The sequence below is a fragment of the Sphingorhabdus contaminans genome (assembly GCF_007280415.1).
GTDB classification, from domain to species: domain Bacteria; phylum Pseudomonadota; class Alphaproteobacteria; order Sphingomonadales; family Sphingomonadaceae; genus Sphingorhabdus_B; species Sphingorhabdus_B contaminans.
In genome coordinates this window covers 731,695-755,591 of record NZ_VKKU01000001.1, presented here as the reverse complement: position 1 = coordinate 755,591, position 23,897 = coordinate 731,695, and the positions used below count along the sequence as shown (strand labels likewise).

Genomic DNA, 23,897 nt, shown 5'->3' with positions numbered 1-23,897 from the left:
CGCTTAGTTCCCATTGGTTGAAGGATGGGTACCGGCAGCCTGTGCCTCACCCACTTCGGCCGCACCTTCGAGCTTTTCATCTTCCAGCGTATCGAGGTGCATCCATTTCTTCACGATGGGCGAGACGAGCAGAACGGCGACACCGACGCCCAGCGCAATCCAGCCGAACAGTTCGTAAACGTCCAGCAAGCCCTGCTTGCTCATTTCACCATCATGTCCGCCCGTTGCCTCGCCAATCTTACCCGCAACGAAGTTGCCGACCGCGGTCATGTAGAACCATGCACCCATGATCAGCGAAGCGAGGAATTTCGGTGCCAGGCGGTTCATCGCCGAAAGGCCGACCGGCGACAGGCAAAGCTCTGCCGTGGTTGCGAACAGATAATAGAGGAATACCAGATAGACCGGCGTCATTACCGCAATGCCATAAGCTTCCGCGCCCCAGACAAGCACCAGATTTGCAAAGCCCATCTGCATCACGGCAATGCCGAATTTTGCAGGAGCCGAAGGTTCCTTGCCCTTGCGTCCAAGCCACTGCCACAATCCTGCAAACAACGGGGCCAGCAGGATGATGTAGATGGGATTGATCGACTGGAAGATACCGGCAGGAACGCCGCCACGATCCACAAAACGATCGGTAAACAGGTTCATCGAACCACCTGCCTGTTCGAACAGGCCCCAGAAAATGGGGTTGAGCGAAATCAGGAACAGGATTGCGAACATGCGCTCCCGCGGTTCCTTGGGCAGCTTGAAGCTTTCGTAAAGCACATAACCGAGCAGCGTGATGCCCGAGATCACGAGCAGCGTCTGGATAACATCCTGATACTGCACCAGCCCCCAGATCACGGCGACGGCGGCGAAACCGATCCCGTAGAGGGTAATCTCTTTCGACTTGGCCAGTGCGATGGGCGCTTCGCCCGCACCGTTCAATGCTGCCTTGCCGAGGACGAAAACCACGAGCCCTGCAAGCATCCCGATGCCGGCAAGACCGAAGCCCCAGCCCCAACCGATGGTCTGGCCAAGATAGGCAACAAGTATGGTGCCCAGTGCGGCACCGACGTTAATACCCATGTAGAAGATCGTATACGCACCATCCCGGCGGATGTCGGTCAGCTTGTAGAGCTGGCCCACCATCACCGAAATATTGGCCTTCAGGAAGCCCGAGCCGACGATGATGAAGGCAAGTGCGGCCCAGAACACGTTGATCGTGGGATCATTCTGCCCACCGGTACCTTCCACCGCCATAAGGCTGTGTCCGATGGCAAGCAGGATACCGCCGAACAACACCGCCTTGCGCTGGCCCAGATAGCGGTCGGCCAGATAGCCGCCGAGCACCGGCGTGATGTACACAAGGCTGGTATAGGCACCGTAGATCAGGTTCGATTTGGAGTCCGAAAACAGCCAGTGCTGCGTCAGATAGAAAATGAGAATGGCGCGCATGCCGTAATAGGAAAAACGTTCCCACATTTCGGCAAAAAACAGCATGTAAAGGCCCTTGGGATGGCCTGCAAACTCCGGTTCGCGCTGGATGGCAACCTTAGCCCCCAAAGCGAGAAAAATGCCCAGAACGACGACAGCGATCGCCGCTATCCAGTCCCCCTCAGCCCATAAACCCATTGGCTTCATATCGGTCATGCGAACCCCTCTGATTGTCAATTATTGCAATGCTCTCCCCGAGCAGATGGGCAAACCCTAACGAAAAAATTGCGGCTGTGAAGAATTTTGTTGCGCAGTTCGGCAAAATTCGACGAATGACCGCTTCATGTTCAACGATCTTTCCGCCGTATCCCGCTATCTCGCCACGCGCCGGTCGGGCAAGCCACGCGATATGGTCGCGCCCGGTCCCGATGCGGTCCAGTTGGACGAGATATTGAAACTCGCCATGCGCACCCCCGACCATGGGAAGCTGTTCCCCTGGCGCTTTGTCGTGGTGCAGGACCGCGATGCCTTTGCAGGGTTGCTGGCACGTGCCTTTACCGCCGCCAATCCCGATGCACGTGGCGCGCAGATCGAGGCAGCGGTTGCCCCTGCCCGCATGGCACCCACGCTGGTGCTGCTGCTGTTCGCCCCGCAACCCAGTGCCAAGATACCCTTGTGGGAACAGCAGATGAGTGTTGGCGCGGTCGGCATGAACCTGTTGCATGCCGCCCATGCCCACGGTTTTGTCGCCAGCTGGATTACCGGATGGGCAAGCTATGATCCCGTCGTCCGCGCGGCACTGTGTACCGGTGACGAGCAGATTGCCGGTCTGTTTTTCATGGGCTCGCCTTCCCTGCCGCTCGAGGAACGTCCGCGGCCCGAGGCTTCGGATATCGTGCGCCACTGGCCCTGAACGCAAAACTTGACGCGCCCTACTGTATTATGGCAGTAAGGTTGCGATGAAAAGCGATGCAAAACCGGTTTACCTGAAATTACGCGACGTTATCGCCGCGGCGATCCTCGACGGCGAGTATAAGGAAGGCGACATGCTGCCTTCCGTCCGCGCCTTTGCCGCCGATCAGGGTGCGAACCCCCTGACCGTTGCAAAAGCCTATCAGTTGTTTCAGGACAGCGGTCTGGTCGACGTGAAACGCGGCGTCGGCCTGTTTGTCGCAGGTGGCGCGGTTGCCAAATTGCGCAGTTTCGAACGCGAACATTTCGTCAAAAATGTATGGCCCGACGTCAAAGCGCAGATGCAGCGCGCCGGTGTCGATCCTGCCGAACTATTGGCGCTCTGCTGATTTCTGATAGATTGCGACCGCGCGCCTGAGCTGCGCGGCGACTTCCTGATTATCCGGCATCATCGAACGGGCCTTTTGCAGCAACTCCACGGCGGCCTTTGGCCGCTTGCCCCGTTTCAGCTCAAGCTGTCCGTAAATCTTGGTCACCATCGCATTGGCGGGGGCTATATCATAAGCCGTCCGGGCATAGCCGATCGCCCGTTCCATTTGCCCCGCCCCTGCATAAGACCGCGCAAGATTGGCGAGCAGGATGGCGTCATTATTCCCCAGCCGCTTGCGCACACGTTCCAGCATGCGAATGGCATCGGTCCAGTTCCCGGTATCTAGGTGGCGATAGCCAGAAAGGCGCAGCGCCGTCAGGTTGGTCGGGTTAAACTGTAAATAGGCAGACAGGGTTTCGCCGGCATCCTTCTGACGGTCCAGCCGCACAAGCGCATCGACAAGGCGCAGCATGACCGGTTCGGTAAAGCTGATCTGCCGCGCCTGTTCATAGGCAGCCAGGGCGGCCGCTGTGTTGCCCAGCGCCATTTCGATATCGCCGACAATGACATGCGCATCGGCAACGCCCGGATTGGCCTTTTGCAGGCGCACGGCTTCGCCCCATGCCGCATCATTATTCCCCTCGGCCGCCAGCAACCGGATATAGGGCAAGACAATGCGCGCATTGTTCGGGTCGCGCTGTGCCTCAAAGGCGGCCGCCTCCAAAGAAATGGGTTCGGGCAGCGGCAGCGCAGGACGGAAGGTCGCCAATGCCCCGTCATCCAACGGCGCTGATGCCCGTAACGGCTGGTCGCTCGCTTCAAATGCGCGCGCGGTCAGAATCAGGCTGTAGCTATCGGCATCGGGGCGGGATGCGATTTCCCGGATCGTATCCAGCGCGCCCAGCGGGTCCCCGGCACGGTACAACGCCTGCGCCAGCAACATGCGGACGCGCCGGTTGCGGGGTTGCAGTCCGAGCAGTTCCTGCAAATGGTCGACCGCCTTGTTGTAATTGCCGAGCTCATAGGCGCAGATCGCATTGAGTAGCATGGCGGCGGGGACCTGGGCGAAATTCGGTCCGGCTTTCGGCAATATCCGGCTCGCCAGTTCATATTCGCCTGCCCGCGCGGCCAGTACGGCCTGCATATAATAGGCCTTGGAATTGTTGCGGTCGAGGCTGATGATTTTACGCGCGACGGCCAGCATGTCCCGATAACGTCCCGCATCGCCGAGGCTGAGGCCATATTCTTCCAGCAAGGGTACATCGACAGGGTTCAGTTGCAGCCCGCGTTCAAACCAGGGGAGCGAGGCCACGACACCGAATTGCGAGCGCATCAGCCGCCCACGAAATTCCAGCGCGCGTACATTTTGGGGATCCAGCTTGAACGCATAGTCAACGGCTTCAATCGCGCCCTTCTGGTCTGCCTGCACGAAGCGGAGCCGCGCGAGGTCGGTCCAAAGCTGGCTATCCCTGGGCGCCATCTGCAATCCGGCATCAAAATAGGATTGCGCCTGTGCAAGATCGCCCTTGTCCATCGCGACACGGGCCGCGATGCGCAAGGCATATGCTTGATTGCGGTCCGGAATGTCGGGACGTTGCAGCGCGGCTTGCGCTGAATCCAGCTCCCCTTCGAGCCAATAGGCATGGCCCCACAAATGCGCGGTGGCGCCCTTTGATGCGCCCAGCGCCTGCGCGCGGTTCAGCGCAGCGAGCGCGCCTGCGGAATCAAACAGGTCGAGCGATACCTTCGCCTGGGTCAGATATGTTTCGACATTATCGGGTTCCGCCTTTGCGGCGTTCATCAGGGCAACGCGCGCCGACCGCAAATCACCCTGCTGCAAAAAGGCCTGCGCCTCTGCCCTGTACCCTGCGCCCGACTGCGGACCGCTGCCCTGCATCCAGAGCAAGCCGCCAAGGACCGCCAGCGCCGCCACCGCCACAAGGGAAAAGAGGAGTTTGCGGGACACCGGCCTGACCCGGTCAGACCTGTAGGTCGTATTGCTTGAGCAAATCGTATAATGTCGGACGACTGATCCCGAGCAGCTTGGCAGCCCCCGAAATATTCCCTTCCGTGCGTGCAATGGCGCGCTTGATCGCCTTGCGGTCGGCCGCTTCACGTGCCGCCTTCAGGTTCAGCAACAGTTCGTCTTCATCCTCGTCCCCGAAATCGAGATCGTCGGCGGTGACAAATTTTCCGTCAGCCATGATGACGGCGCGCTTCACACGGTTTTCCAGTTCGCGGACATTGCCCGGCCATGACCAATGATCGATGGCAGCAAGGGCGCTTGCGGACATCCCCTTGATTGCGGGGTTCATTTCACGTGCGAAGCGGCTTACAAAATATTTTGCCAGCAACACTGCATCGCCCGAACGTTCGATCAGGCTCGGTATCGTGACCGTTACCTCTGCCAGACGGTAATAGAGATCTTCGCGGAAGCTCTGGTCGACAATCATCTGGTTGAGATTGCGGTGCGTGGCGCACACCACGCGCACATCGACCGGAATAGGCTTGCGTCCACCGATCCGCTCAATCGTCCGTTCCTGCAAAAAGCGGAGCAGCTTGACCTGAAGCGGCAGAGGGATGTCGCCGACTTCATCCAGGAAAAGCGTTCCGCCATTGGCGATTTCAATCTTGCCCTCGGTTGTTTTTACAGCGCCGGTAAAGGCACCTTTTTCATGACCGAACAATTCGGATTCCAGCAGATTTTCCGGAATCGCACCGCAGTTGATGGCAACAAAAGGCTTGTCCGCACGGTTGCTTGCATTGTGCAGACCGCGGGCGAGCAATTCCTTACCTGTGCCGCTGGCACCCAGCAGCATGACCGAAACGCCCGTCGGTGCGACACGTTCAATGGTGCGGGCAACCTTCACCATCTCGGGCGATCCCGAAATGATGGAGCCCAGCAGAACCTCGCCATCGGCATCGGGTTGCTGCAGCAGTTCGTTCTGCAACTCCAGACTGCGCACATGGAATGCGCGTTTGACGATCAGGTGCAGCTCATCAATGTCCACGGGCTTCTGGTAGAAATCCCACGCCCCTGCCGATATCGCCCGCAGCGCGCTTTCCTTTGCGCCATGGCCCGACGCGACGATCACCTTGGTATCGGGCTTGAGCTTGAGCATTTCGTCGAGCACCGCAAATCCTTCGGTCACGCCATCGGGATCGGGCGGAAGGCCCAGATCAAGCGTCACGACATCGGGCTCTTCCGACCGCAGCAGGGCCATCGCCTCGTCACGGTTGGACGCGCAATAGACTTCGAAGTCTTCATAGGACCATTTCAACTGCTTTTGCAGCCCCAGATCATCTTCGACAATGAGCAGCTTTTGGCGCACGTCCATCATTTTCAGGCGGCCTCTTCCATGGAGATTTGATTGTCTTTTTCATCGGCGATTGGCAGCAACAGTGTAAAGGTCGTGCCCTTGCCCACGCGGCTTTCAACCCGCAATTGCCCGCCCATCGAGACGGCCAGTGCACGTGCCTCATAGGCCCCGATCCCGAACCCGCCTTCTTTGGTGGATTCGAACGGCTTGAACAGATGGTTGGAAATAAATGCCTCGGTCATGCCGACGCCGGTGTCGGTGATATTCACCGCAACATCATTGCCCTGCTTGCGGCAGTTGATCCGGACGGGTGAGCCGTCCAGCGTAGCTTCGATCGCATTCTGCACCAGATGCCCGATGATCGTTTCCACCCGCGCCGGGTCGGCGGTCGCAAACAGGCCGGGCTTCAACTGCGCATCGATGGGATAGATCAGGCGTTTGTCGTGAACCGCCTTCATCACCGCCTCGCCAATATCGATCACGACCGGCAGGGAATGGCGCGATTTGTTATGCTGCGACAGCCGGGCCAGCAGCTCGTTCATCTTGTCGACGGAAGACCGGAGAGTGTCGATCATATCGGCGCGAAATTCGGGCTTATCGGCATGGCGTTCGGCGTTGCGCGCCAATATGCTCAACTGGCTCACCAGATTTTTGATGTCATGCGCGACAAACGCAAAGCGGCGGTTGAACTGTTCGAATTGCTGGCTTTCAGCGAGGGCCTGCTGGCTTGCCGCTTCCGCCAGATAGCTCGCCAACTGGCGACCGACGACGCGCAGCATATCCAGGTCTTCCCAGTCCAATGCACGCGGCAGGCGTGGACGTGCCAGTATGACAAGCCCGGCCAGCTTTCCAAAATGGACGAGCGGCACCACCGCCCATGCATGGGGTTCGTCATACAGCCATTGCGGCACGGCACGCGGGTCGCAACGTTCGTCCGTCCCCGCCCTCACCTCGTCCATCGACACGATATGGCCGGTGGATTCGAAAAAAGGCATTGTCTGCGACGTGACGCAATTGGCGGGCACATCCGCAGTCGCCCAGTTCCAGCGCGCCTGCAAGGTCAGGCGTCCTTCATCGTCGGGGACCAGCAGCAAGCCGCCGGGGCTGTCAAAAATGTCGGCCAGCGATTTGACGACACGCTCGTAGAATGGCGCGGCCTCCTTTGACGGAAAGCCGATTGTATCGGCAAAACGCATCCATTCGGATCGGTAGTCATAGCGGTGCTGGAAGAAATTCTTGGCGATGACCACGCGCAGCCAGCTTTTGAACCGGCCCGACGGAAGGATCAGCAGCGCGGCCAGCGACATCCCGAAGATCAGCGATATCTGCGCGAGACGCACATAGGTGCCGCCCACAAGCTCCAGCGCCGTCGCAAGCACGACCATGCCCAGCATGTAGACACCAATGGCGACCAGCGAAACGGACTGGAACGCAACCGAACGGGACAGGCGGATGCCCCAGTTGCTGTTGCGCTTTGCTGCCATGACGAACACAGGGGCGAGCACGGCGGTTGCAAAACCGCGGGTTTGGACCAGTTCGTCGGACGGTGCCGAGGTCAGATAGCTGATGGTGTACAGATTGAGGTCATAGGTCCACATGGCCGCAAGCGCCGCCATCGGAAGGCTGATGCCCCAGCGCGCTTCCGGCGCGGAAACGGTATAGAGATTATGCACGACCACCAGTGCGCCGACCGCATAGATCATGCGCATGGTCATTGCCGACTGGGTGGCAAGGTCGGCCCCGTTACTGGCGTTGCCGAAAATCGCGACGGCCGTGTCGTTGACAGGCTGGAACAGCAATACAACCAGCAGGACGCCGTAAATCATGTTGATGGTGCGCGGCTGTTCCCGTCCCTCACCACTGCGCAGCAGGAAAAACATGAAGCATAGCCAGGCAAGGTTACGCGCGCTTTCCGCGCACAACGCCGCGAGGCTGAGCGGCCCGGCTACCGTGGATATAATCCCCCATAGTGCGGTCAGCGCCATGGCCGCGATCAGCATCACCTGTTGCCGGTTGCGGGTTCCATATTTGTGGAGCAGCCAGATTGCGAGGGCGGCATAGGCAAAGGCAACCGCCGCATGTCCCCAAAATCCGATGAAGGGCAGCACCGTCTCCATCAACGGGCACCCTCGGGCCAGATGACGACGCGGATGGTCTGCAGCAGGATCAGCAGATCAAGGAAGGGCGTATAGTTTTTCGCATAATAAAGATCATATTCCAGCTTATGCTGCGCATCGGCCTTCGACGCGCCATAGGGATAGTTGATCTGTGCCCATCCTGTAATGCCCGGCTTCACCATGTGGCGTTCGGCATAATAGGATAGTTGCTGTTCCAGGTCGGCGACAAATTCCGGACGCTCCGGACGCGGGCCGACAAAGCTCATTTCGCCCTTCAGCACATTCCAGGTTTGGGGCAGTTCGTCGATCCGCACCTTGCGGATGAAACGGCCAACTTTAGTGATGCGGGGGTCATTTTTTTCGGCCCATTTGGCGACACCCTCTGCCTCGGCATCGGTGCGCATCGACCGGAGTTTGAGGACGGTATACGGCTGTCCGAACAGGCCGACGCGGACCTGCCGGTAAAATGCCGGTCCCTTGCTTTCTAGCTTGATCAGCAGGGCGAACAAAAAGATGATCGGCGCGGTCAGAAACAGCAGAAGCGAGCTCGCCGCGACGTCGAACAATCGCTTGGCAATGCCCGATAAACGGCGGCCCGACGAAAATCCGTCCGAGAAAATCAGCCAGCTTGGATTGACGCTGTCCAGATCGACACGTCCGGTTTCGCGTTCCAGAAAGGTGGAAATGTCATTGACGTGCACGCCGGTGGTCTTGATCCGCAACAGGTCATCCAGCGGCAGCGCGTTGCGCCGCTCTTCCAGCGCCAGAACGACTTCGCTGGTGCCCAGTTTGACGACAAAATCCGACAGATTGTAGATCGCACTGCGGTTGATCGCCTCGGGGATGACGCGCTTGTTTTCGTCCATGGCGATGAAGCCGACGACGACGAAGCCCGATCCCGGCTTTGCCTCCAGATCCTTGATCCGCTGCGCCCGGCGGCCAGCGCCCAGAACCAGCAACCGCCGCTTGAAGCTTTCCCCGCCAATCAGGCTGCCGAGAATGGCGCGGCTGGTGGCGAGAAACAGGAACGCGAGGATCATCGCGTACAGCGAATTGGACCGCCAGAGCGTCAGCCCGGGAAAGGCGAAGGCCATGACCGACTGGAAAATAACCCCCAGTGATACCGCCACCAAGAGGCGCGCAATGGCGAAGCGGAGCGACTGCAACGCATCGGGTCCATAGACCCCCACCGCCATGCCGGCGATATGGACCGAGGCGGCAAAGGTCAGTAACTGCCCGAAACGGTTGCCGATATAGTCGACATGCATCCCGATCTGGTTCGCCCGGATAACCCATGCCGTTTCCGCTGCGACAACCAAAAGGCAAAAGTCGATCAGCGCGAGAAACAGGACCGCATAGGGTATATAATGTTTGAAAAGCCTGATCATGCCGCCGGTTCACCTTACATGTCGGATTTTTTAACGGCCAAAGGTAAAGTGTCGATTAATTTTACACCTCTATTCCAAGTTTCTGGAACAAAGCGGTTTTTTGCGGTTTGACGATGAACCTTTCATCAGCGATAGCAATCGGTATCGCGCAAGCATAATCGAGGTAAAAGTGACGATCACTCCTGTCATCCTGTCCGGCGGCGGCGGCACGCGGTTGTGGCCGATGTCCACGCCCGACCGCCCGAAACAATTTCAGGCGCTGACGAGCGACCATACGATGTTCCAGCTGACCGTCCTGCGCGTCCTGGACCGCAGCCGCTTTGACGCCCCGATCATCGTTGCCAACGCCGCTCATGCCGATCTGGTCGAGGAGCAGCTGGCGGCAATTGGCGTCAGCGATGCTACGCTAATCCTCGAACCCTGCGCCCGCAACACGGCGCCCGCCATCGCGCTTGCCGCACTGGCGGTCAAACAGCCGGACGCGACATTGCTCGTCATGCCGAGCGATCATGTCATCAAGGACACGGCTGCCTTTGACGCGGCGACAACGGCGCTTCTGCCTCTGGTCGAGGACGGCTGGCTTGCCACCTACGGGATCAGCCCGACCGGCCCGGAAACCGGTTATGGCTATATCAAGATGGACGAGGCGGAGCTGGCGGCGGCGGTGCGCAAGGTGAACCGCTTCGTCGAAAAACCCGACAGCGAACGCGCGCAGCAGATGATCGCCGGTGGCGACCATGTCTGGAATGGCGGCATATTCCTGTTCCGCGCGGATATCTATCTGCAGATATTGTCCGGCCATGCCCCGGAAATGCTGGCCCAAAGCAAGCAGGCGATGAACGGTGCCACCCGCCTGGACGCACGCATCACCCCTGACCCCGACGCCTTTGCCGCCTGCCCGTCAGACAGCATCGACTATGCCGTGATGGAAAAGGCCGATCGCGTTGCCGTCGCCCCTGTCCATATGGGCTGGTCGGATGTCGGAAGCTGGGATTCGCTGCACGAAATTGGCGAGAAGGACAGCGCAGGAAATGTCCTTTCCGGCGCAGTGCGTGTCCATGGCTCGACCGGCAATCTGGTCTATAGCGACGGCGCGCGCATCTCGGTGCATGGCATCGACAATCTGATTGTCGTCGCCAATGGCACCGAAATATTGATCATGCCCCGCGGCACCAGCCAGAAAGTGCGCGACTTCGCCAAGGACTGAACCGCGCACCGGTTCAGGCAATCGTCCCGTGAAAGGTCAGCGGTAGCGGCAGGGACGCGCGCCATGTTGCCAGAGGGCCATCCGAAATACGGCCGGCATTCAACAGGTGCAATTCGGTCCTGCGCTCTTTCAGGTTCAGCGTCGTGCCGATCAGCCACCCGTCGCGTTCGCCCGATCCTGTCGGCACAAAGAGAAATTCTTCCACCAGTTGGTGGCTGCCGAAATCATGCTTGTCATCGCGGCCCTTATCCCAGTCCCATGTTGCAATGGCGTGGGGAAAAGGTGTCTGGCGATACCCTGCGACATGGGTGGTAAAGCGCCGCGATTGCCCTGCCCTGCGCCGGTCGGTCGCCGGAAACTCGCCGGATATGCGCGTGGTGTTCGTATCCGCCCTGCCATCCGGATAAAGAACGATCTGCGTCAGCATCGGTGATGGTGCCTTGATATATTCCCCACGCAAAAGGGCCGATGCCGCAATTTGCCCGAAGGTCGGATTTTCTTCCAGACAGCCGTCAAAACGGATTGTGCCGTCGCTTTCCTCCCACCCGTCGGCCAGATGGAAGAAGGAAAAAGCGGGAAGCTCGAAGACACGCTTTTTCGACAGGTCATCCTTGTCGACCACAAGGATGCGTGTGCCGAGTTCCGGCTTCCACGCCATCGCCGTCGACAGGGGGAATTTGAAACCTTCCTGCACCCAAGGTTGCAGAACGATGACCAGATGCCGTGCCGTGGCGGTGAAGTCGTGGAAATAGCTGGCCCGCCCGGTTTCGAGTATCTGCGCCTTGGCCAGCGACCCGACCGGGTTCAGTTTCCAGACAAAGGTGCTTTTGCCATTGCCACCCAGATTCCAGACCGTCCCATCCGGCTCAACCCGTGGATGGGCGAGAAAGGGCATCTGTTTCAAATCGCGGCGGAAGGTTTTGAAGCCCTTGGTCTCCAGCGTTTCGGGATCAAGCACTGCTGGCGACCCCGCTTCCCATAGGGCCAGCAGCTCGCCGCCGGACATCAGCACGCTGGTGTTCGCCGCATTGGTATCATCGGGGCCATTCACGATCGCCCCGTCGCGGCGCGACGATCCGAAGCCTGGCTGCACAATGGCATCCAGCTTTGTTTCTAGACGGCGCTTGGGCGTATCGACAAAGCGTGCCGACAGGCTGGCCCTGCCATTGCCGATCCGGAACTTGCGGACCAGTCCGTCACCGTCAAACCAGTGCCCCGATGCGCCCGTCCCCCGGCGGAATTTTGCCGGACCGTTCCGGTAGAGGGTGACATTGCAATCGGCGGGCACTTTCCCGTCCACCAGACGCAATATCTCTTCGGGCACATCCGCATCGACATCGGCGACGGCAAGGCTCCATCCGGCAGGGCTTGCCCCCGCCAGAGCCATTTCAGGCGTGATGATCGTGGCAGCAGCGGCGGCAAACAGTCCGCTTCCAAGGAAATGGCGACGGTCAAGCTGGGTCATGGTCGATAGCCTTTTTGATTATTTGATGACTATCGCGTGCGCATTCGCACCCGGCTTCACTTCGAATTTGGCATCGGCCCATTTTGCCGGCCCCATATTGCCAACCGCATTGTTGGAAAAGGCAAAGGGTTCGATCGGCATCCCGTAGGGGTTGGTCGACATCTTCATATCGCCGTCAATATCGTGGAAGGCCTTGATCGCGTAGACACCCGGCTCAAGCCCCTCCAGTGCAGTGGCCACCTCGGACTTGTCCGCGCTGATCATGATCTGCCGCACCGGCGCGCCCTTGCCATTATAGGCATCTTCGCTGTTGAAGACGGCACCCAGGATCGCGCCTTCTTTTTCCTCTATGCCGGTGAAGCTGACGTTTAGCGCGGCGCTGGAACTTTGGGCGATGGACGACGACGAAATCGACGCGATGCACATGGCGATGACAGTAGAAATGGATTGAAGATTGTTCATGTCGCTTGCTCCGAATGTTATGTTTGCTAGGGATGGCCAAGACATGACGGGCCGTGGATATCGTTCAACGCCGTTTACGTGAAAGACCGGGAATTCTGCGCGACATGACCGAAAATGCCATTCACGCTTCGCCAGTGGCGATGGCCCATTCGCCAAAAGAAGCCAGCTTCGGCATCCGTCACCGGCGGGGATTCATGATTGCCGCCATCGTCGGCTTTCTGCTCACCATGGTGGGCGCGCTCGAAACATCGCAAATCGGATTTCTGCCCCGGCTGGCCTATTGGGAAATACTGATGCTGTCCGGCGCCCTCATCGGCCTGGGCGTATCGGAGATGGTCGAAAAATGGGGCCGGCTACGGTCGCGCCAGTGGGCGGAAATGCCCCTGATCGCAACCCTGATAGCCCTGCCCCTCACTTTGATCGTCGTCGGCACGAGTTCCATCTTCTTCAACACACGGCAACCCACATTTGACGCGTTTGCCACCATGTTTGTGATCACCTTCACGATCAGCCTGATCATGACCGCTCTCAACTATTTCATCCATTGGCCGGGCAAGGTGATACCCGAAACGGTTGCGCCGCCTGCACACGTTGAGGCTGGCAACGCCGCCCCGCCCAAATTGGCGGCGCGGTTACCGCTGCAATATCAGCAACTGGAAATTATCGCGCTGGAGGCAGAAGACCATTATTTGCGGGTGCATTTTGATGATGGCGCCTCGACGCTCATTCTCATGCGGCTATCCGATGCAATTGCCGAATTGCCCGCTGCGCACGGTGCGCAAACACATCGTAGCTGGTGGGTTGCGAAAAGAGCGGTAAACCAGATAGCAAAAGGCGATGGACGTGCCACACTCACATTGTCGACCGGCGTCTCTGCCCCCGTCAGCCGGAGCTTTTACAAGCGGCTGAATGATCAGGGCTGGCTTGGCTGACAGTCTCTATATTGCCTGACAGTTTGGGTGGACTGACCTTATCGGCAGATTACCGTTTTCTCCGGACAGATTTCCATCTGTGCGCATTTCCTGCGATAGCTTCCGGTAATGTAGCGGGTTGAGGGCAGGATCAGGTCAAAGACGACATTTGAATCGAGCATTCCCACATCAACGGCGTAGAAATCGACATTGGTCAAACCCATTTCGGCCGCCATGTGCTTTGCCTTTTCAATGTCGAGTACCGATTCATCAAAACCGGTAAAGCGGCTGTTCGGATAGAGCTTCGCCAGATGATTGACGGCTTGCCCCGCACCACAGCCAATATCGGCAACGTCAATTCCGGACTCGAGTCGCGCCAGAAGGCCAACCTCGCTTTTCAGAACATGCTCTTCAAAGGCCGCAAATTCGCACGGATCGCCTCGTCCTGAAAAATCACCCGAAACAATGCCTTGGGCGAACTGGCTCGCCTTTTTGGATACGGGATCGGTGGTGACAGTTTCGAGTCCGGGTTCGTTACGCTTGTTAATCATAGTTTTGCTCTCTATAATTCAAGTTGCGCTGTAAGCAGCGTTGCGTTTGCCTGTGCGTTTGAACGAGCGTTGGAATTTTCCTGTCGTGCGTGGAAACGTGATGTTTGGAGACTGTTTTGCGACCCCACGCGCCGATCCAAGTCAAATTACTGGGTGAAATTGCGCTTGACCGGCAGGGTCAGGCAATCGAGCTTCCGGCCTCGCGCAAGACAAGGGCGCTGTTCATATTCCTGTTGCTCAGCTCCAAGCCGGTCCGGCGGGAACGGTTATGCGAATTGTTTTTCGACATTCCCGACGATCCGCGCGCGGCGCTGCGCTGGTCACTGTCCAAGATTCGCGTCATGCTGGGGGAGGAAGCGGCCTTGCTTTCCGCCGACCGCGAACGGGTGTCGCTGGATTCTTCGGGATTCCAGTTCGACATTGATCATCTGGACGCACTCCTTGCGCTCGAACTGCCCCTGCCGGGCATCGATCTTCCGGCGCTGGACGAATATTCCCTCTGGCTCGCGTCCGAACGTGCCGCGATAGACCGCAAGCGCGCCCGCTATCTTGACGAAGCATCCCGCAACAAGGCCTATCCGGAGGCCGATCGCCGTCGCTTTGCCGCCATGGCACTGGATCTGGCCGAGGACGCTGATGTCCGGCCCACCCCCGCCATAGACCAGGCCATACATTATTGCTTCGCACCCGACGGCGCGCGCATTGCCTATGCGGTGACGGGCGCAGGACCCCCTCTGGTCAAGACAGCCAACTGGCTGAACCATCTGGAACTGGACTGGGGCAGTCCCTTATGGGGCCGGATGGTCGGCGGGCTGTCGGAGGAATTCCGCCTTGTCCGCTATGACGAACGCGCCAATGGCCTTTCGGACTGGGACGTAAAAGACCTGTCGTTCGAGGCCATGGTCACGGATCTGGAAGCGGTGGTGGACACTCTGGGTCTGGAACGCTTTCCGCTGTTCGGCCTGTCGCAGGGTGCCGCCGTCAGCATTGAATATGCCGCTCGCCATCCGCACCGTGTGTCCCATCTTATCCTGCTGGGCGGCTATAGCAGTGGCTGGCGGCATTGGGCAGATGCGGAAGAGGCATCGGAGCGTGAGGCGGTCATCACGCTCGTCAAAAATGGCTGGGGCAAGGACACCCCGCTTTACCGGCAGATATTTTCCGAATCCTTCACTCCTTCGGCGACGTCTGAGGAGCTGGAATGGTTCAATAATTTCCAGCGCCAGACCGTATCGCCCGCCAATGCCGTCGCGTTTCTGGAAATATTCAGCCGCATCGATGTTCGTCACCGGCTGTCCGAACTCAATGTCCCCACGCTGATTTTCCACGCCCGCGGCGACAAGCGCGTGGGCATGGAACAGGCAATCGAGCTCGCGTCCAATATCAAGGGCGCATCCCTCGTCACCCTCGACACCGACAACCACATCTTGCGTGCCCGCGAACCGGCGATGGAAGTGGTGCTGGACCGTATCCGCGATTTTGTGCGCTAATCCCGGTCAAATGCGAAGGGCGACATGCCCCGTTCGCGTTCGTTGAACACCAGGACACGGCCTGCGGGCGGTGCGCTGCGTTGGGGGCAGTCGGGCCGCGTGCATGCAGGACAACCAAGTCCGATGGCCGTCGCCGCACCGGTTTCGAGATCGATCCCGCGCGCGGCGGCAAGTGGTGCGGCCAGTTTCGCATCCAGCCCCAGACATATGGCAAATTCCGCCTCGATGGCACCGCTGACCGCCGTTTGCGGATGGACGGCCCGGGAAAGCGTGAACCAGCGGCTGCCATCCTCCAACTCCACCAGTTGCGGCAGCAACGTCCCGGGACGCGCAAAGACATTATGCACATGCCACAAGGGGCAACGGCGGTCGGTTTCGACCAGAGGCGATGCGCTGGCACCGGCATAGCGTTTGCTGCTCTGCCCTGCGCGGTCGATCCGCAGCATGAAGAAAGGTAAGCCCCGCTGGCCCACGCGCTGCAAGGTCGTCAGGCGGTGGGCAATCTGTTCAAAACCGGCGCCAAAGCGGCGTTGCAGCAGCAATATGTCATAGCCCGTGGTCTCGCACGCCCGCAGGAAACGGGCATAGGGCATCATCACGGCGGCGGCAAAATAGCTGGTCAAATGGCGGCGGTACAGCCGCTCCCCTGCCCGTTCGGTAAAGCTGGCCCCTGCGACCAGCGCGTCAATTTCCGCCTTGGCCTCCAGCATGGCAAGCTGGAACGCCGCGGCAAATGTCCGGCTGGCGGGATCGAGCAATTCGGAAAGCTGCAACTGGCGGGCATGGAGGTCCAGACGACGCAGCCTGTCGGGCATGACATCAAAGGGCAGGATGCGGATCGACAATTGATGTTTCACCCGCAACCGTTCGATCATCGCACCATAAAGGTCGGGATTGGCGAGCCGGAGTTCATCGGCCAAGATCTCGGCCTGCGCATCCAGATCGGCAAAATGGTTGCGCCACCGTTCGATTTCGCGCCGGGCAGAGGCGATGGATTCAGGCTCGATGGTCGCCGGACGGCCGCCCTCGCCCACGCCGCTGCTGCCATGCGATCCGCCCGAGACGCGGTCGAACGCGCGGGCGAAGGCCTCGGCTGCGTCGGGGCTGGCGGCGATCCAGTCCTCGATCTGAACACGTTCGATCGACAGGTCGGCAAACATGGGGTCCGACAGGCGGCGACGGATCGCCTCCACGCCGCCGCCGGGTGTCGATCCGGTCAGGGTGCGCGGGTCGAAATCATAACGTTCCGCAAGTTTCAGCAGCAATGTCGCGGTCAGCGGGCGCTGGTTGCGCTCAATCAGGTTCAGATAGGAAGGCGAAACCTCCAGCGCCTCGGCCATCAACGCCTGCGTAAGGCCATTGGCCCTGCGGATACGGCGGACAGCATGGCCCGCGAAAAGCTTTTGCTCGGACATGGGCGGATATTGTCACAATATTTACAACATTACAACGTTAATCACGTTTTGTGCGACGCACACACAACAAATATTACAATTCTGACTCGCCCTCCCGGCCCGAATTGGGCAGACCAAGCATCAGCCGAATTAATAAATCCCGAGGAATTGTAAATGTCGTACAAAAACTTCATCACCGAAAACAGCAAGCTGATCGCATCACAGAACGGAACCTGGGACTCCATCAGCCCCGAATCCGTCGCCAGAATGCAATTGCAGAACCGTTTCCAGACAGGTCTCGACATTGCCCGCTACACCGCCAAGATCATGCGGCAGGATATGGCCGAATATGACGCCGATCCCGCCAACTACACCCAGTCGCTGGGCTGCTGGCACGGGTTCATTGCCCAGCAGAAGATGATTTCGGTCAAGAAGCATTTTGGCACTACCAAAAAACGCTACCTCTATTTGTCCGGCTGGATGATCGCCGCATTGCGCAGCGAATTCGGCCCCCTTCCCGACCAGTCGATGCACGAAAAGACGAGCGTTCCCGCGCTGATTGAGGAACTCTACACCTTCCTGCGCCAGGCCGACAGCCGCGAACTCAACCTGTTGTTCCGCGACCTCGACAAGGCGCGCGAAAATGGCGAAACCGCCAAAGAGGCCGAACTGCTCGCCAAGATCGATAATTACGAAACCCATGTCGTTCCGATCATCGCGGACATCGACGCCGGTTTCGGCAATGCAGAAGCCACCTATCTGCTTGCAAAGAAGATGATCGAAGCAGGCGCATGCGCCCTTCAGATCGAGAACCAGGTGTCGGATGAAAAGCAATGTGGCCATCAGGACGGAAAAGTCACCGTGCCGCACGAAGACTTTCTGCAGAAAATCCGTGCATGCCGCTACGCGTTCCTCGAACTCGGCGTACCCGATGGCATCATCGTTGCACGCACCGACTCGCTTGGCGCAGGTCTGACCAAGCAGATCGCGGTGTCGAAAGAACCCGGTGACCTTGGCGACCAGTATAACAGCTTCCTTGATTGCGAGGAAATCGATCCGGCAACGGCACGCAATGGCGACGTCATTCTGAACCGCAATGGAAAGCTGTTGCGTCCGAAGCGCCTGCCATCGAACCTGTTCCAGTTCCGCTCGGGCACTGGTGAAGACCGTTGCGTTCTGGACTGCATCACCAGCCTGCAGAACGGCGCAGACCTGATCTGGATCGAAACGGAAAAGCCCCATATCGAACAGATTGCCGGCATGGTGGACCGTATCCGCGAAGTCGTTCCCAATGCGAAGCTGGCCTATAACAACTCGCCCAGCTTCAACTGGACCCTCAACTTCCGTCAGCAGGTGTTCGATGCCTGGAGCGCAGAAGGCAAGGATGTTTCGGCCTATGACCGCGCCAATCTGATGAGCGCATCCTATGACGAAACCGAGCTCAGCCAGGAAGCCGATAACCGTATCCAGAACTTCCAGCGCGACTCGGCCAAGCGCGCCGGTATCTTCCACCATCTGATTACGCTGCCGACCTACCATACAGCGGCGCTCAGCACCGATAATCTTGCCAAGGATTATTTCGGCGAAATGGGCATGCTCGGTTATGTTGCCGGCGTCCAGCGCAAGGAAATCCGTCAGGGTATCGCCTGTGTCAAACACCAGAATATGTCGGGTTCCGACATCGGCGATGATCACAAGGAATATTTCGCCGGTGAAGCCGCACTGAAAGCAGGCGGTAAAGACAACACCATGAACCAGTTTGCAAACGCAGCCTGACGCAAGGAGAGATATTATGGGCGAACCACAACGTGCAAGGGCGGTGCTGTCGACCGAAGATTTGACCTTGCTCCGCCAAGCTCTGGTATTTTACCTGGAAGAGATCAAGGACAAGCCGGAATCGGTAAAATTCGCTCGGCTTTACCACCGCTTAGGCAGTGCCGGCGGCAAGTAAAAGTCCGCCCACTTCAACGATTTTCCTGGGGAGGAAAACAACTAAGCCGCCGACAGCCATGTCGGCGGCCTTTTTCTTCGCCACCCGTTATTTGCATCGCTAATATATTATTAACAGCCTTGCGGTAACACGCCTGTGCAAAACAGGTCGGGAACGATAATGGATAATATTCTGAAACTGCTGCTGGGCGTCCTTGGGGTTGCTGCGCTCATCACATTCGTCACCGCCAACCTGACCTTCGACAGCGAACCGGTTACCGTCGCCCAAACAGCCCCGGCAGCACCTGTCGCGCCTCCTGCCAACGAAGGCAATACCGACATTTCCGACGAAGAAGCCGTCGACGAAGGCTCTCCGGAAGAGGATGGCGAAGATATGCTCGCTGTGGGTGAACCCGTTATTGACGGAAATCCATATGGTAGCGGCATGCAACAGCAGCAGCAGAACCTGCAGAATGAAATGCAGTACCCGCAGGAACAGGCCCCCAACGCGCCAAATAATTATGCCCAGGCACCGATGCCAGGTTACAACATCCCGCAGGTAAATATGCAGCAGGCAAATCCTGCCGATTTAGCGCAAGGCAATTACGCCCAGTAACCTCGGGCGCAGACTTGCTGTTTCGCGCGGCACGCCCTCCTATTGGGCGGTCCAGCCTCCATCCACGGACAGATTCGCGCCTGTAATCGCGCTGGCTTCATCGCGGCAGAGAAAGAGAGCCAGGGCGGCCAGTTGATCGACCTGCACGAACTGCTTCTGGGGCTGGTTGGCCAACAGTACATCATTGATGACCTGTTCCCGGGTCAGGTTTCGGGTCTTCATCGTATCGGGAATCTGCCCTTCGACCAGAGGTGTCCAGACATAACCCGGACAGATGCAATTGACCGTGATGCCTTGGGTCGCAACCTCAAGCGCAACTGTTTTCGTAAAACCGGACAGTCCATGCTTGGCCGCATTATAGGCGGATTTATAGGGTGACGCGACCAGACTGTGCATTGATCCGGTATTGATAACGCGCCCCCATCCCTTTGACTTCATACCGGGCAAAGCCGCCTTGGTCGTGTGAAAGGCCGAAGACAGGATGATGGCAAGAATGGCATCCCATTTGTCTTCCGGAAATTCATCGACCGGTGCCACATGCTGGATGCCCGCATTATTTATCAGAATGTCGGGGGTGCCCAGCTTTTCGGTGCAATCGGCAACCATCGCCCGGATTTCATCAGGCTTCGTCATGTCCGCAGCCGAATGGAGCGCCCCTGCCCCGCTCAGTGCCGTCAAGTCGGATACATGACCGTCAATGGCCGCCTGATCACCAAATCCGTTGATCATGACCTGCGCGCCTTCGGTCGCCAAAGCTTTCGCATATCCGAGACCAATTCCCGAAGTGGATCCGGTGATGAGAGCGGTTTTACCCTTGAGAAACATAAACGATAACCTTTGTATGGAACGGGAACTTTACTTGCGCTTTACCCCGCTAACCGCAATGTTGGCGGACGGCAATAACGGAGAATCACATGCGCCTCGATGATCTGGACCCGAGCGGAAATGTCAGCGATCAAGGATCGGGAGGCGGCGGCTTTGGCGGCGGTGGCGGGGGTGGCATGCTTGGGCTTGTGTTCAGCTTGTTGCCCATGTTGCTTGGCCGCAAAATGGGCTGCGGCTCGGTCCTGCTGATCGCGGTCGTGGGGTATTTTGTCATTTCCAGCGGTATGCTGACGATGGGCGGACCCGTGTCAGCACCCGGCACCAGCCAGCAATCGAGCGCGGGCAATGTGGCATGCGATACACAGGAAGAGCTGTTTGCTTGCCGTGTCCTCAAATCGACGGAAGACACCTGGGGCAAATTGTTGCGTGACTATCGACCTGCGAAGCTGACTTTCTATCAGGGCGGCGGCCAATCCGGCTGCGGCGCGGCACAATCGGCAATGGGACCCTTTTATTGCCCGACCGATGAAGGCATCTATCTGGACACAAGCTTCTTTGAACAGATGGACAAGCAGATGGGTGCGGGTGGCGACTTTGCCTATGCCTATGTCGTTGCACATGAGGTTGGACACCATGTCCAGAATCTGGCCGGCATTGCTGACCAGGTGCGGAAGCTTCAGGCGCAATCAAGCCAGACAGACGGGAACCGCCTGCAAGTCGGGATGGAATTGCAGGCAGATTGCTTTGCCGGCGTATGGGCCGGGATTAACTCCGACCGGATCGAGCCAGGCGACATAGAAGAAGGAATGCGTGCAGCCAATGCCATTGGCGACGATACCCTCATGCAGCAGGCAGGGCGTGCGCCCGTCGAAAGCATGTTCACGCACGGCACGTCGGAACAGCGCATGGAGGCGCTGCAACGGGGTATCCGTAGCAAGAACCCCAATGCCTGCAATTATCTTCAAGGCCTGCAGTAACCCTCATGCAGTTGAGCGATTGCCATAATGTCGAAGATTTCCGGCGTCTCGCAAAGGCACGCCTGCCGTCACCGATCTTCAACTATATAGACGGCGCTGCGGATGACGAGCGGACCAAAGACCGCAACACATCGGCGTTCGACGATTGCGATCTGGTACCCAATGTCCTTGCCGGAGTTTCAGACATCGACATGGATGTGACCGTGATGGGCAAACCCATTACCATGCCGTTGATGCTGTCGCCGACGGCGTTGCAGCGGCTTTTTCACTGGCAAGGCGAACGTGCGGTGGCCGCAACGGCGCAGACATTCGGCACATGGTTCGGTATTTCCTCCCTCGCCACGGTAAGCATTGAGGAAATCGGGGAGACCATATCGTCGCCGAAGATGTTCCAGCTCTATATACACAAGGATAAGGGCCTCAACCGGTCGATGATCGAACGCTGCAAAGCGGCGAAGTTTGATGCCATTGCCCTGACCGTAGATACCATTGTTTCGGGTAACCGCGAACGCTGCTTGCGCAGCGGCTTCACGTCCCCGCCACGCTTTACGCCATCGTCTGTGCTCAGTTACGCTATCCACCCGATGTGGGCGCTGAACTATCTGTTTCGCGAGAAATTCGCGCTGCCCAATCTTCAGACGCATGTGGATGCGGGCACCAATGTGGCTGTTTCCGTGGCCGAATATTTCAACACGATGCTCGACACATCGATGGACTGGGCCATGGCCGAAAAAGTCCGGTCGGACTGGGGTGGTGAATTCTGCCTGAAAGGGATCATGTCGGTTGAGGATGCCAGACGCGCGGTCGATATTGGTGCCACGGCGATCATGGTGTCCAACCATGGCGGGCGGCAACTTGACGGCTCGCGGGCACCTTTTGACCAGATATCGGAAATCGCCGATGCGGTCGGCGGCAAGATCGACATCATCTGCGACGGCGGGGTCCGGCGAGGCAGCCATGTCCTTAAAGCAATCGCCGCCGGAGCAACGGCTTGCTCCGGCGGGCGATTGTATCTTTACGCACTGGCCGCAGCGGGCGAAGCGGGCGTGCAGCGCGTGGTCGGGAAGTTACGGGACGAAATCGAACGCGACATGAAACTCATGGGCGTCCGATCCGTCTCGGAACTCGATGCGTCTAAGCTGCGCTGGCGCTAGGCGCCTCTTCTTTCGTTTCACGTCGGGCACCCCAGTCGATGGCGCGTGTGGCCCACATGACAACCGCCAGGGCTACGAAGAGCAGCAGCGATCCGATGATCAGCGAATAGGCTTCCAGGTTCAGCAGCACATAAAGCGTTGCATAGAGCCCCACGAGCAGCCCGCCAATAAACCGCGCGCGCAGCCAGCTTTTCAGGACCGCAGCGGAATAGGCCGTCAACAACCCGGTTATCGCACCCGCGGCGATGAGATAGGCCCACATGAAGCCCACCACCTCGGCAAAGGCCAATAAAAGCACGAAGAACAGCACGAGCCCTGCCCCGGTCAGCAAATACTCCGCCGCCGCAACGCGGGCCCCTGCGATCACATCGAACATTAGATAGGCAAGGAAGGTGAAGCCGATGAACAGGAAGCCGTATTTTACCGACCGGTCGACCTGGCTGTATAAATCAACAGGCTCAATGAGGCCAATCGTCGCCGCCTGGCTCGGCCCGCCCACCGCGGGGACATCCCGCGCCGACGATAGCGCCACGCTGTTATACTGCTCGGCCGTCAAAGGCGGTGCGTTGTCGTCGGTCGCGACAATCGCCTGCCCCAGCGCCAGATTGGTCACCGCATGGGTCGACGTGAACCCGCTGGATTTCACGTCCCGCTTCACGGGCAGAAAATCACCCGCAAAGCTTGGGCTGGGCCAGGTGGACTTCACGTCCCACGTCGTCTCGCCCCCGCGCGGTACCATCGTCAGCGACTTGTTGCCGCGTATGGCGAAGCTATATTCCACCTCCAGCGGCGCGGCGCCGGTCCAGTCGACGAAGCTGAAAAAGCCCGAATTGTTGGACGCCGCCAGACCTTTGCCCGGTTGCAGTCCCAGCGTGGCCCCGTTCACCTGAACCTTGCTGTCCTTCTGAAGCCCGCGCGCATCGGACACGCCGAAGCGCAATTCGGCGCCGGCGAAGTCGATATTCTCGCGCGGAATGCCGTAACGGGCAAAATCATCCGGCAACGCAAAGCGCGCCCGGCCGCTGTTCGCGGCAACGAACAATACGCTTTCATAGATGGATTTCTTTTTCCGGTCCGGTTTCAGCTCGGTCCGGATCGCATTGGTTTCGGGCGAGAGATAAAGCTCTTTCTTCACCTGAACCGTCCGCGTGGTTTGCCGTCCATTCTCGTCGACGGTTTCCACGCTGCTCGCCGTATAGGGAAGGACAAGCACGGGCCCGACAATGACCTGCGGCCCGCCCCAACCCGCCGCAATGGCGTTTTGGGCAATGTTGGATTGCTCCTGCCGATCCCACAGCAATGCGTAGACCATCATCAACGGGATGATGAGGACAAGGCCAATGATACCGGCAAAGAAGAGTTTCCAGCCGGGACTTCGTTCAGTTGTCATGAT

The 23,897-nt window shown here is 58.7% G+C and carries 21 protein-coding genes; 10 read left to right on the top strand and 11 right to left on the bottom strand.

The features are described from left to right. Positions 1 to 3: 3 nt before the first annotated feature. Positions 4 to 1,623 (bottom strand): peptide MFS transporter, encoded by a 1,620-nt coding sequence (locus FOM92_RS03765; RefSeq protein ID WP_143776306.1) that lies wholly within the window; start codon positions 1,621 to 1,623, stop codon positions 4 to 6. A 136-nt stretch (positions 1,624 to 1,759) separates the two neighbouring features. On the opposite strand from FOM92_RS03765, the gene FOM92_RS03760 reads away from it, so the two are divergent. Continuing rightward, the gene (locus FOM92_RS03760) at positions 1,760 to 2,329 is read left to right on the top strand and encodes a nitroreductase family protein (RefSeq protein WP_143775432.1); all 570 of its coding nucleotides are present in this window, start codon (positions 1,760 to 1,762) and stop codon (positions 2,327 to 2,329) included. Positions 2,330 to 2,375: 46 nt separating this feature from the next. Next, positions 2,376 to 2,717 (top strand): GntR family transcriptional regulator, encoded by a 342-nt coding sequence (locus tag FOM92_RS03755; protein ID WP_143775431.1) that lies wholly within the window; start codon positions 2,376 to 2,378, stop codon positions 2,715 to 2,717. On the opposite strand, the gene FOM92_RS03750 is transcribed toward FOM92_RS03755, so the two are convergent. The 4 genes from FOM92_RS03750 to FOM92_RS03735 are packed head-to-tail and all read right to left on the bottom strand — an operon-like array spanning position 2,700 to position 9,523. After that, a complete protein-coding gene (locus tag FOM92_RS03750) occupies positions 2,700 to 4,664 on the bottom strand; it encodes a tetratricopeptide repeat protein (RefSeq protein WP_143775430.1) in 1,965 nt (654 codons plus the stop codon). The genes FOM92_RS03755 and FOM92_RS03750 overlap by 18 nt on opposite strands. A gap of 13 nt (positions 4,665 to 4,677) precedes the next feature. Continuing rightward, positions 4,678 to 6,039, bottom strand: a complete 1,362-nt coding sequence (gene prsR / locus FOM92_RS03745) for a PEP-CTERM-box response regulator transcription factor (RefSeq protein ID WP_143775429.1) — start codon at positions 6,037 to 6,039, stop codon at positions 4,678 to 4,680. Positions 6,040 to 6,041: 2 nt separating this feature from the next. After that, complete coding sequence (gene prsK, locus FOM92_RS03740; RefSeq protein ID WP_246087137.1) at positions 6,042 to 8,135, bottom strand: XrtA/PEP-CTERM system histidine kinase PrsK; 2,094 nt, start codon at positions 8,133 to 8,135, stop codon at positions 6,042 to 6,044. Further along, complete coding sequence (locus tag FOM92_RS03735; RefSeq protein WP_143775428.1) at positions 8,135 to 9,523, bottom strand: TIGR03013 family XrtA/PEP-CTERM system glycosyltransferase; 1,389 nt, start codon at positions 9,521 to 9,523, stop codon at positions 8,135 to 8,137. Before FOM92_RS03735 ends, prsK begins: the two co-directional genes overlap by 1 nt. 169 nt (positions 9,524 to 9,692) lie before the next feature. Here FOM92_RS03735 and FOM92_RS03730 point away from each other — a divergent pair, with 169 nt between their 5' ends. Continuing rightward, positions 9,693 to 10,730 (top strand): mannose-1-phosphate guanylyltransferase/mannose-6-phosphate isomerase, encoded by a 1,038-nt coding sequence (locus FOM92_RS03730; RefSeq protein ID WP_143775427.1) that lies wholly within the window; start codon positions 9,693 to 9,695, stop codon positions 10,728 to 10,730. A 13-nt stretch (positions 10,731 to 10,743) separates the two neighbouring features. On the opposite strand, the gene FOM92_RS03725 is transcribed toward FOM92_RS03730, so the two are convergent. After that, positions 10,744 to 12,195 carry a carotenoid oxygenase family protein gene (locus FOM92_RS03725; RefSeq protein WP_143775426.1) on the bottom strand — a complete coding sequence of 484 codons (1,452 nt, stop codon included), beginning with the start codon at positions 12,193 to 12,195 and terminating at the stop codon, positions 10,744 to 10,746. An 18-nt stretch (positions 12,196 to 12,213) separates the two neighbouring features. Then, entirely contained in the window at positions 12,214 to 12,657 is a 444-nt protein-coding gene (locus FOM92_RS03720) for a DUF2141 domain-containing protein (RefSeq protein WP_211347347.1), read from the bottom strand. Positions 12,658 to 12,761: 104 nt separating this feature from the next. Here FOM92_RS03720 and FOM92_RS03715 point away from each other — a divergent pair, with 104 nt between their 5' ends. Next, entirely contained in the window at positions 12,762 to 13,589 is an 828-nt protein-coding gene (locus FOM92_RS03715; protein ID WP_143775425.1) for a LytTR family DNA-binding domain-containing protein, read from the top strand. Between the two features lie 38 nt (positions 13,590 to 13,627). Here FOM92_RS03715 and FOM92_RS03710 read toward each other — a convergent pair whose 3' ends face one another. Then, complete coding sequence (locus FOM92_RS03710) at positions 13,628 to 14,119, bottom strand: class I SAM-dependent methyltransferase (protein WP_143775424.1); 492 nt, start codon at positions 14,117 to 14,119, stop codon at positions 13,628 to 13,630. Between the two features lie 116 nt (positions 14,120 to 14,235). On the opposite strand from FOM92_RS03710, the gene FOM92_RS03705 reads away from it, so the two are divergent. After that, positions 14,236 to 15,609: a bifunctional AfsR/SARP family transcriptional regulator/alpha/beta hydrolase gene (locus FOM92_RS03705; RefSeq protein WP_211347346.1), complete on the top strand. Its 1,374-nt coding sequence runs from the start codon at positions 14,236 to 14,238 to the stop codon at positions 15,607 to 15,609. Here the strand turns inward: FOM92_RS03705 and FOM92_RS03700 are convergent. Continuing rightward, positions 15,606 to 17,024, bottom strand: coding sequence for a helix-turn-helix domain-containing protein (locus FOM92_RS03700; RefSeq protein ID WP_143775423.1), 1,419 nt, complete (start codon positions 17,022 to 17,024; stop codon positions 15,606 to 15,608). The genes FOM92_RS03705 and FOM92_RS03700 overlap by 4 nt on opposite strands. Before the next feature lie 153 nt (positions 17,025 to 17,177). On the opposite strand from FOM92_RS03700, the gene FOM92_RS03695 reads away from it, so the two are divergent. The 3 genes from FOM92_RS03695 (at position 17,178) to FOM92_RS03690 (ending at position 19,548) form a co-directional block, all read left to right on the top strand. Further along, positions 17,178 to 18,779 (top strand): isocitrate lyase, encoded by a 1,602-nt coding sequence (locus FOM92_RS03695; RefSeq protein ID WP_143775422.1) that lies wholly within the window; start codon positions 17,178 to 17,180, stop codon positions 18,777 to 18,779. Positions 18,780 to 18,795: 16 nt separating this feature from the next. Continuing rightward, the gene (locus FOM92_RS15910) at positions 18,796 to 18,954 is read left to right on the top strand and encodes a hypothetical protein (RefSeq protein ID WP_170226782.1); all 159 of its coding nucleotides are present in this window, start codon (positions 18,796 to 18,798) and stop codon (positions 18,952 to 18,954) included. Between the two features lie 159 nt (positions 18,955 to 19,113). Then, positions 19,114 to 19,548 (top strand): hypothetical protein, encoded by a 435-nt coding sequence (locus FOM92_RS03690; protein WP_143775421.1) that lies wholly within the window; start codon positions 19,114 to 19,116, stop codon positions 19,546 to 19,548. A 39-nt stretch (positions 19,549 to 19,587) separates the two neighbouring features. Here the strand turns inward: FOM92_RS03690 and FOM92_RS03685 are convergent, their stop codons facing one another. Beyond that, positions 19,588 to 20,373: a 3-hydroxybutyrate dehydrogenase gene (locus FOM92_RS03685; RefSeq protein ID WP_143775420.1), complete on the bottom strand. Its 786-nt coding sequence runs from the start codon at positions 20,371 to 20,373 to the stop codon at positions 19,588 to 19,590. 89 nt (positions 20,374 to 20,462) lie between these two features. On the opposite strand from FOM92_RS03685, the gene ypfJ reads away from it, so the two are divergent. Next, positions 20,463 to 21,350, top strand: a complete 888-nt coding sequence (gene ypfJ, locus FOM92_RS03680) for a KPN_02809 family neutral zinc metallopeptidase (protein WP_143775419.1) — start codon at positions 20,463 to 20,465, stop codon at positions 21,348 to 21,350. A gap of 5 nt (positions 21,351 to 21,355) precedes the next feature. Continuing rightward, on the top strand, positions 21,356 to 22,504 hold the full coding sequence (locus FOM92_RS03675; RefSeq protein WP_143775418.1) for an alpha-hydroxy acid oxidase: 1,149 nt from the start codon (positions 21,356 to 21,358) through the stop codon (positions 22,502 to 22,504). Here FOM92_RS03675 and creD read toward each other — a convergent pair. After that, positions 22,485 to 23,894 carry a cell envelope integrity protein CreD gene (gene creD, locus FOM92_RS03670; RefSeq protein WP_143775417.1) on the bottom strand — a complete coding sequence of 470 codons (1,410 nt, stop codon included), beginning with the start codon at positions 23,892 to 23,894 and terminating at the stop codon, positions 22,485 to 22,487. The genes FOM92_RS03675 and creD overlap by 20 nt on opposite strands. Positions 23,895 to 23,897 lie beyond the last annotated feature (3 nt).

Bases quoted from the DNA above. Each gene is read 5' to 3' on its own strand.
- FOM92_RS03765 (WP_143776306.1), bottom strand. From the start codon at position 1,623: ATGAAGCCAATGGGTTTATGGGCTGAGGGGGACTGGATAGCGGCGATC.
- FOM92_RS03760 (WP_143775432.1), top strand. From the start codon at position 1,760: ATGTTCAACGATCTTTCCGCCGTATCCCGCTATCTCGCCACGCGCCGG.
- FOM92_RS03755 (WP_143775431.1), top strand. From the start codon at position 2,376: ATGAAAAGCGATGCAAAACCGGTTTACCTGAAATTACGCGACGTTATC.
- prsR (WP_143775429.1), bottom strand. From the start codon at position 6,039: ATGATGGACGTGCGCCAAAAGCTGCTCATTGTCGAAGATGATCTGGGG.
- prsK (WP_246087137.1), bottom strand. From the start codon at position 8,135: ATGGAGACGGTGCTGCCCTTCATCGGATTTTGGGGACATGCGGCGGTT.
- FOM92_RS03735 (WP_143775428.1), bottom strand. From the start codon at position 9,523: ATGATCAGGCTTTTCAAACATTATATACCCTATGCGGTCCTGTTTCTC.
- FOM92_RS03725 (WP_143775426.1), bottom strand. From the start codon at position 12,195: ATGACCCAGCTTGACCGTCGCCATTTCCTTGGAAGCGGACTGTTTGCC.
- FOM92_RS03720 (WP_211347347.1), bottom strand. From the start codon at position 12,657: ATGAACAATCTTCAATCCATTTCTACTGTCATCGCCATGTGCATCGCG.
- FOM92_RS03715 (WP_143775425.1), top strand. From the start codon at position 12,762: ATGACCGAAAATGCCATTCACGCTTCGCCAGTGGCGATGGCCCATTCG.
- FOM92_RS03710 (WP_143775424.1), bottom strand. From the start codon at position 14,119: ATGATTAACAAGCGTAACGAACCCGGACTCGAAACTGTCACCACCGAT.
- FOM92_RS03700 (WP_143775423.1), bottom strand. From the start codon at position 17,024: ATGTCCGAGCAAAAGCTTTTCGCGGGCCATGCTGTCCGCCGTATCCGC.
- FOM92_RS03695 (WP_143775422.1), top strand. From the start codon at position 17,178: ATGTCGTACAAAAACTTCATCACCGAAAACAGCAAGCTGATCGCATCA.
- FOM92_RS15910 (WP_170226782.1), top strand. From the start codon at position 18,796: ATGGGCGAACCACAACGTGCAAGGGCGGTGCTGTCGACCGAAGATTTG.
- FOM92_RS03690 (WP_143775421.1), top strand. From the start codon at position 19,114: ATGGATAATATTCTGAAACTGCTGCTGGGCGTCCTTGGGGTTGCTGCG.
- FOM92_RS03685 (WP_143775420.1), bottom strand. From the start codon at position 20,373: ATGTTTCTCAAGGGTAAAACCGCTCTCATCACCGGATCCACTTCGGGA.
- ypfJ (WP_143775419.1), top strand. From the start codon at position 20,463: ATGCGCCTCGATGATCTGGACCCGAGCGGAAATGTCAGCGATCAAGGA.
- FOM92_RS03675 (WP_143775418.1), top strand. From the start codon at position 21,356: ATGCAGTTGAGCGATTGCCATAATGTCGAAGATTTCCGGCGTCTCGCA.
- creD (WP_143775417.1), bottom strand. From the start codon at position 23,894: ATGACAACTGAACGAAGTCCCGGCTGGAAACTCTTCTTTGCCGGTATC.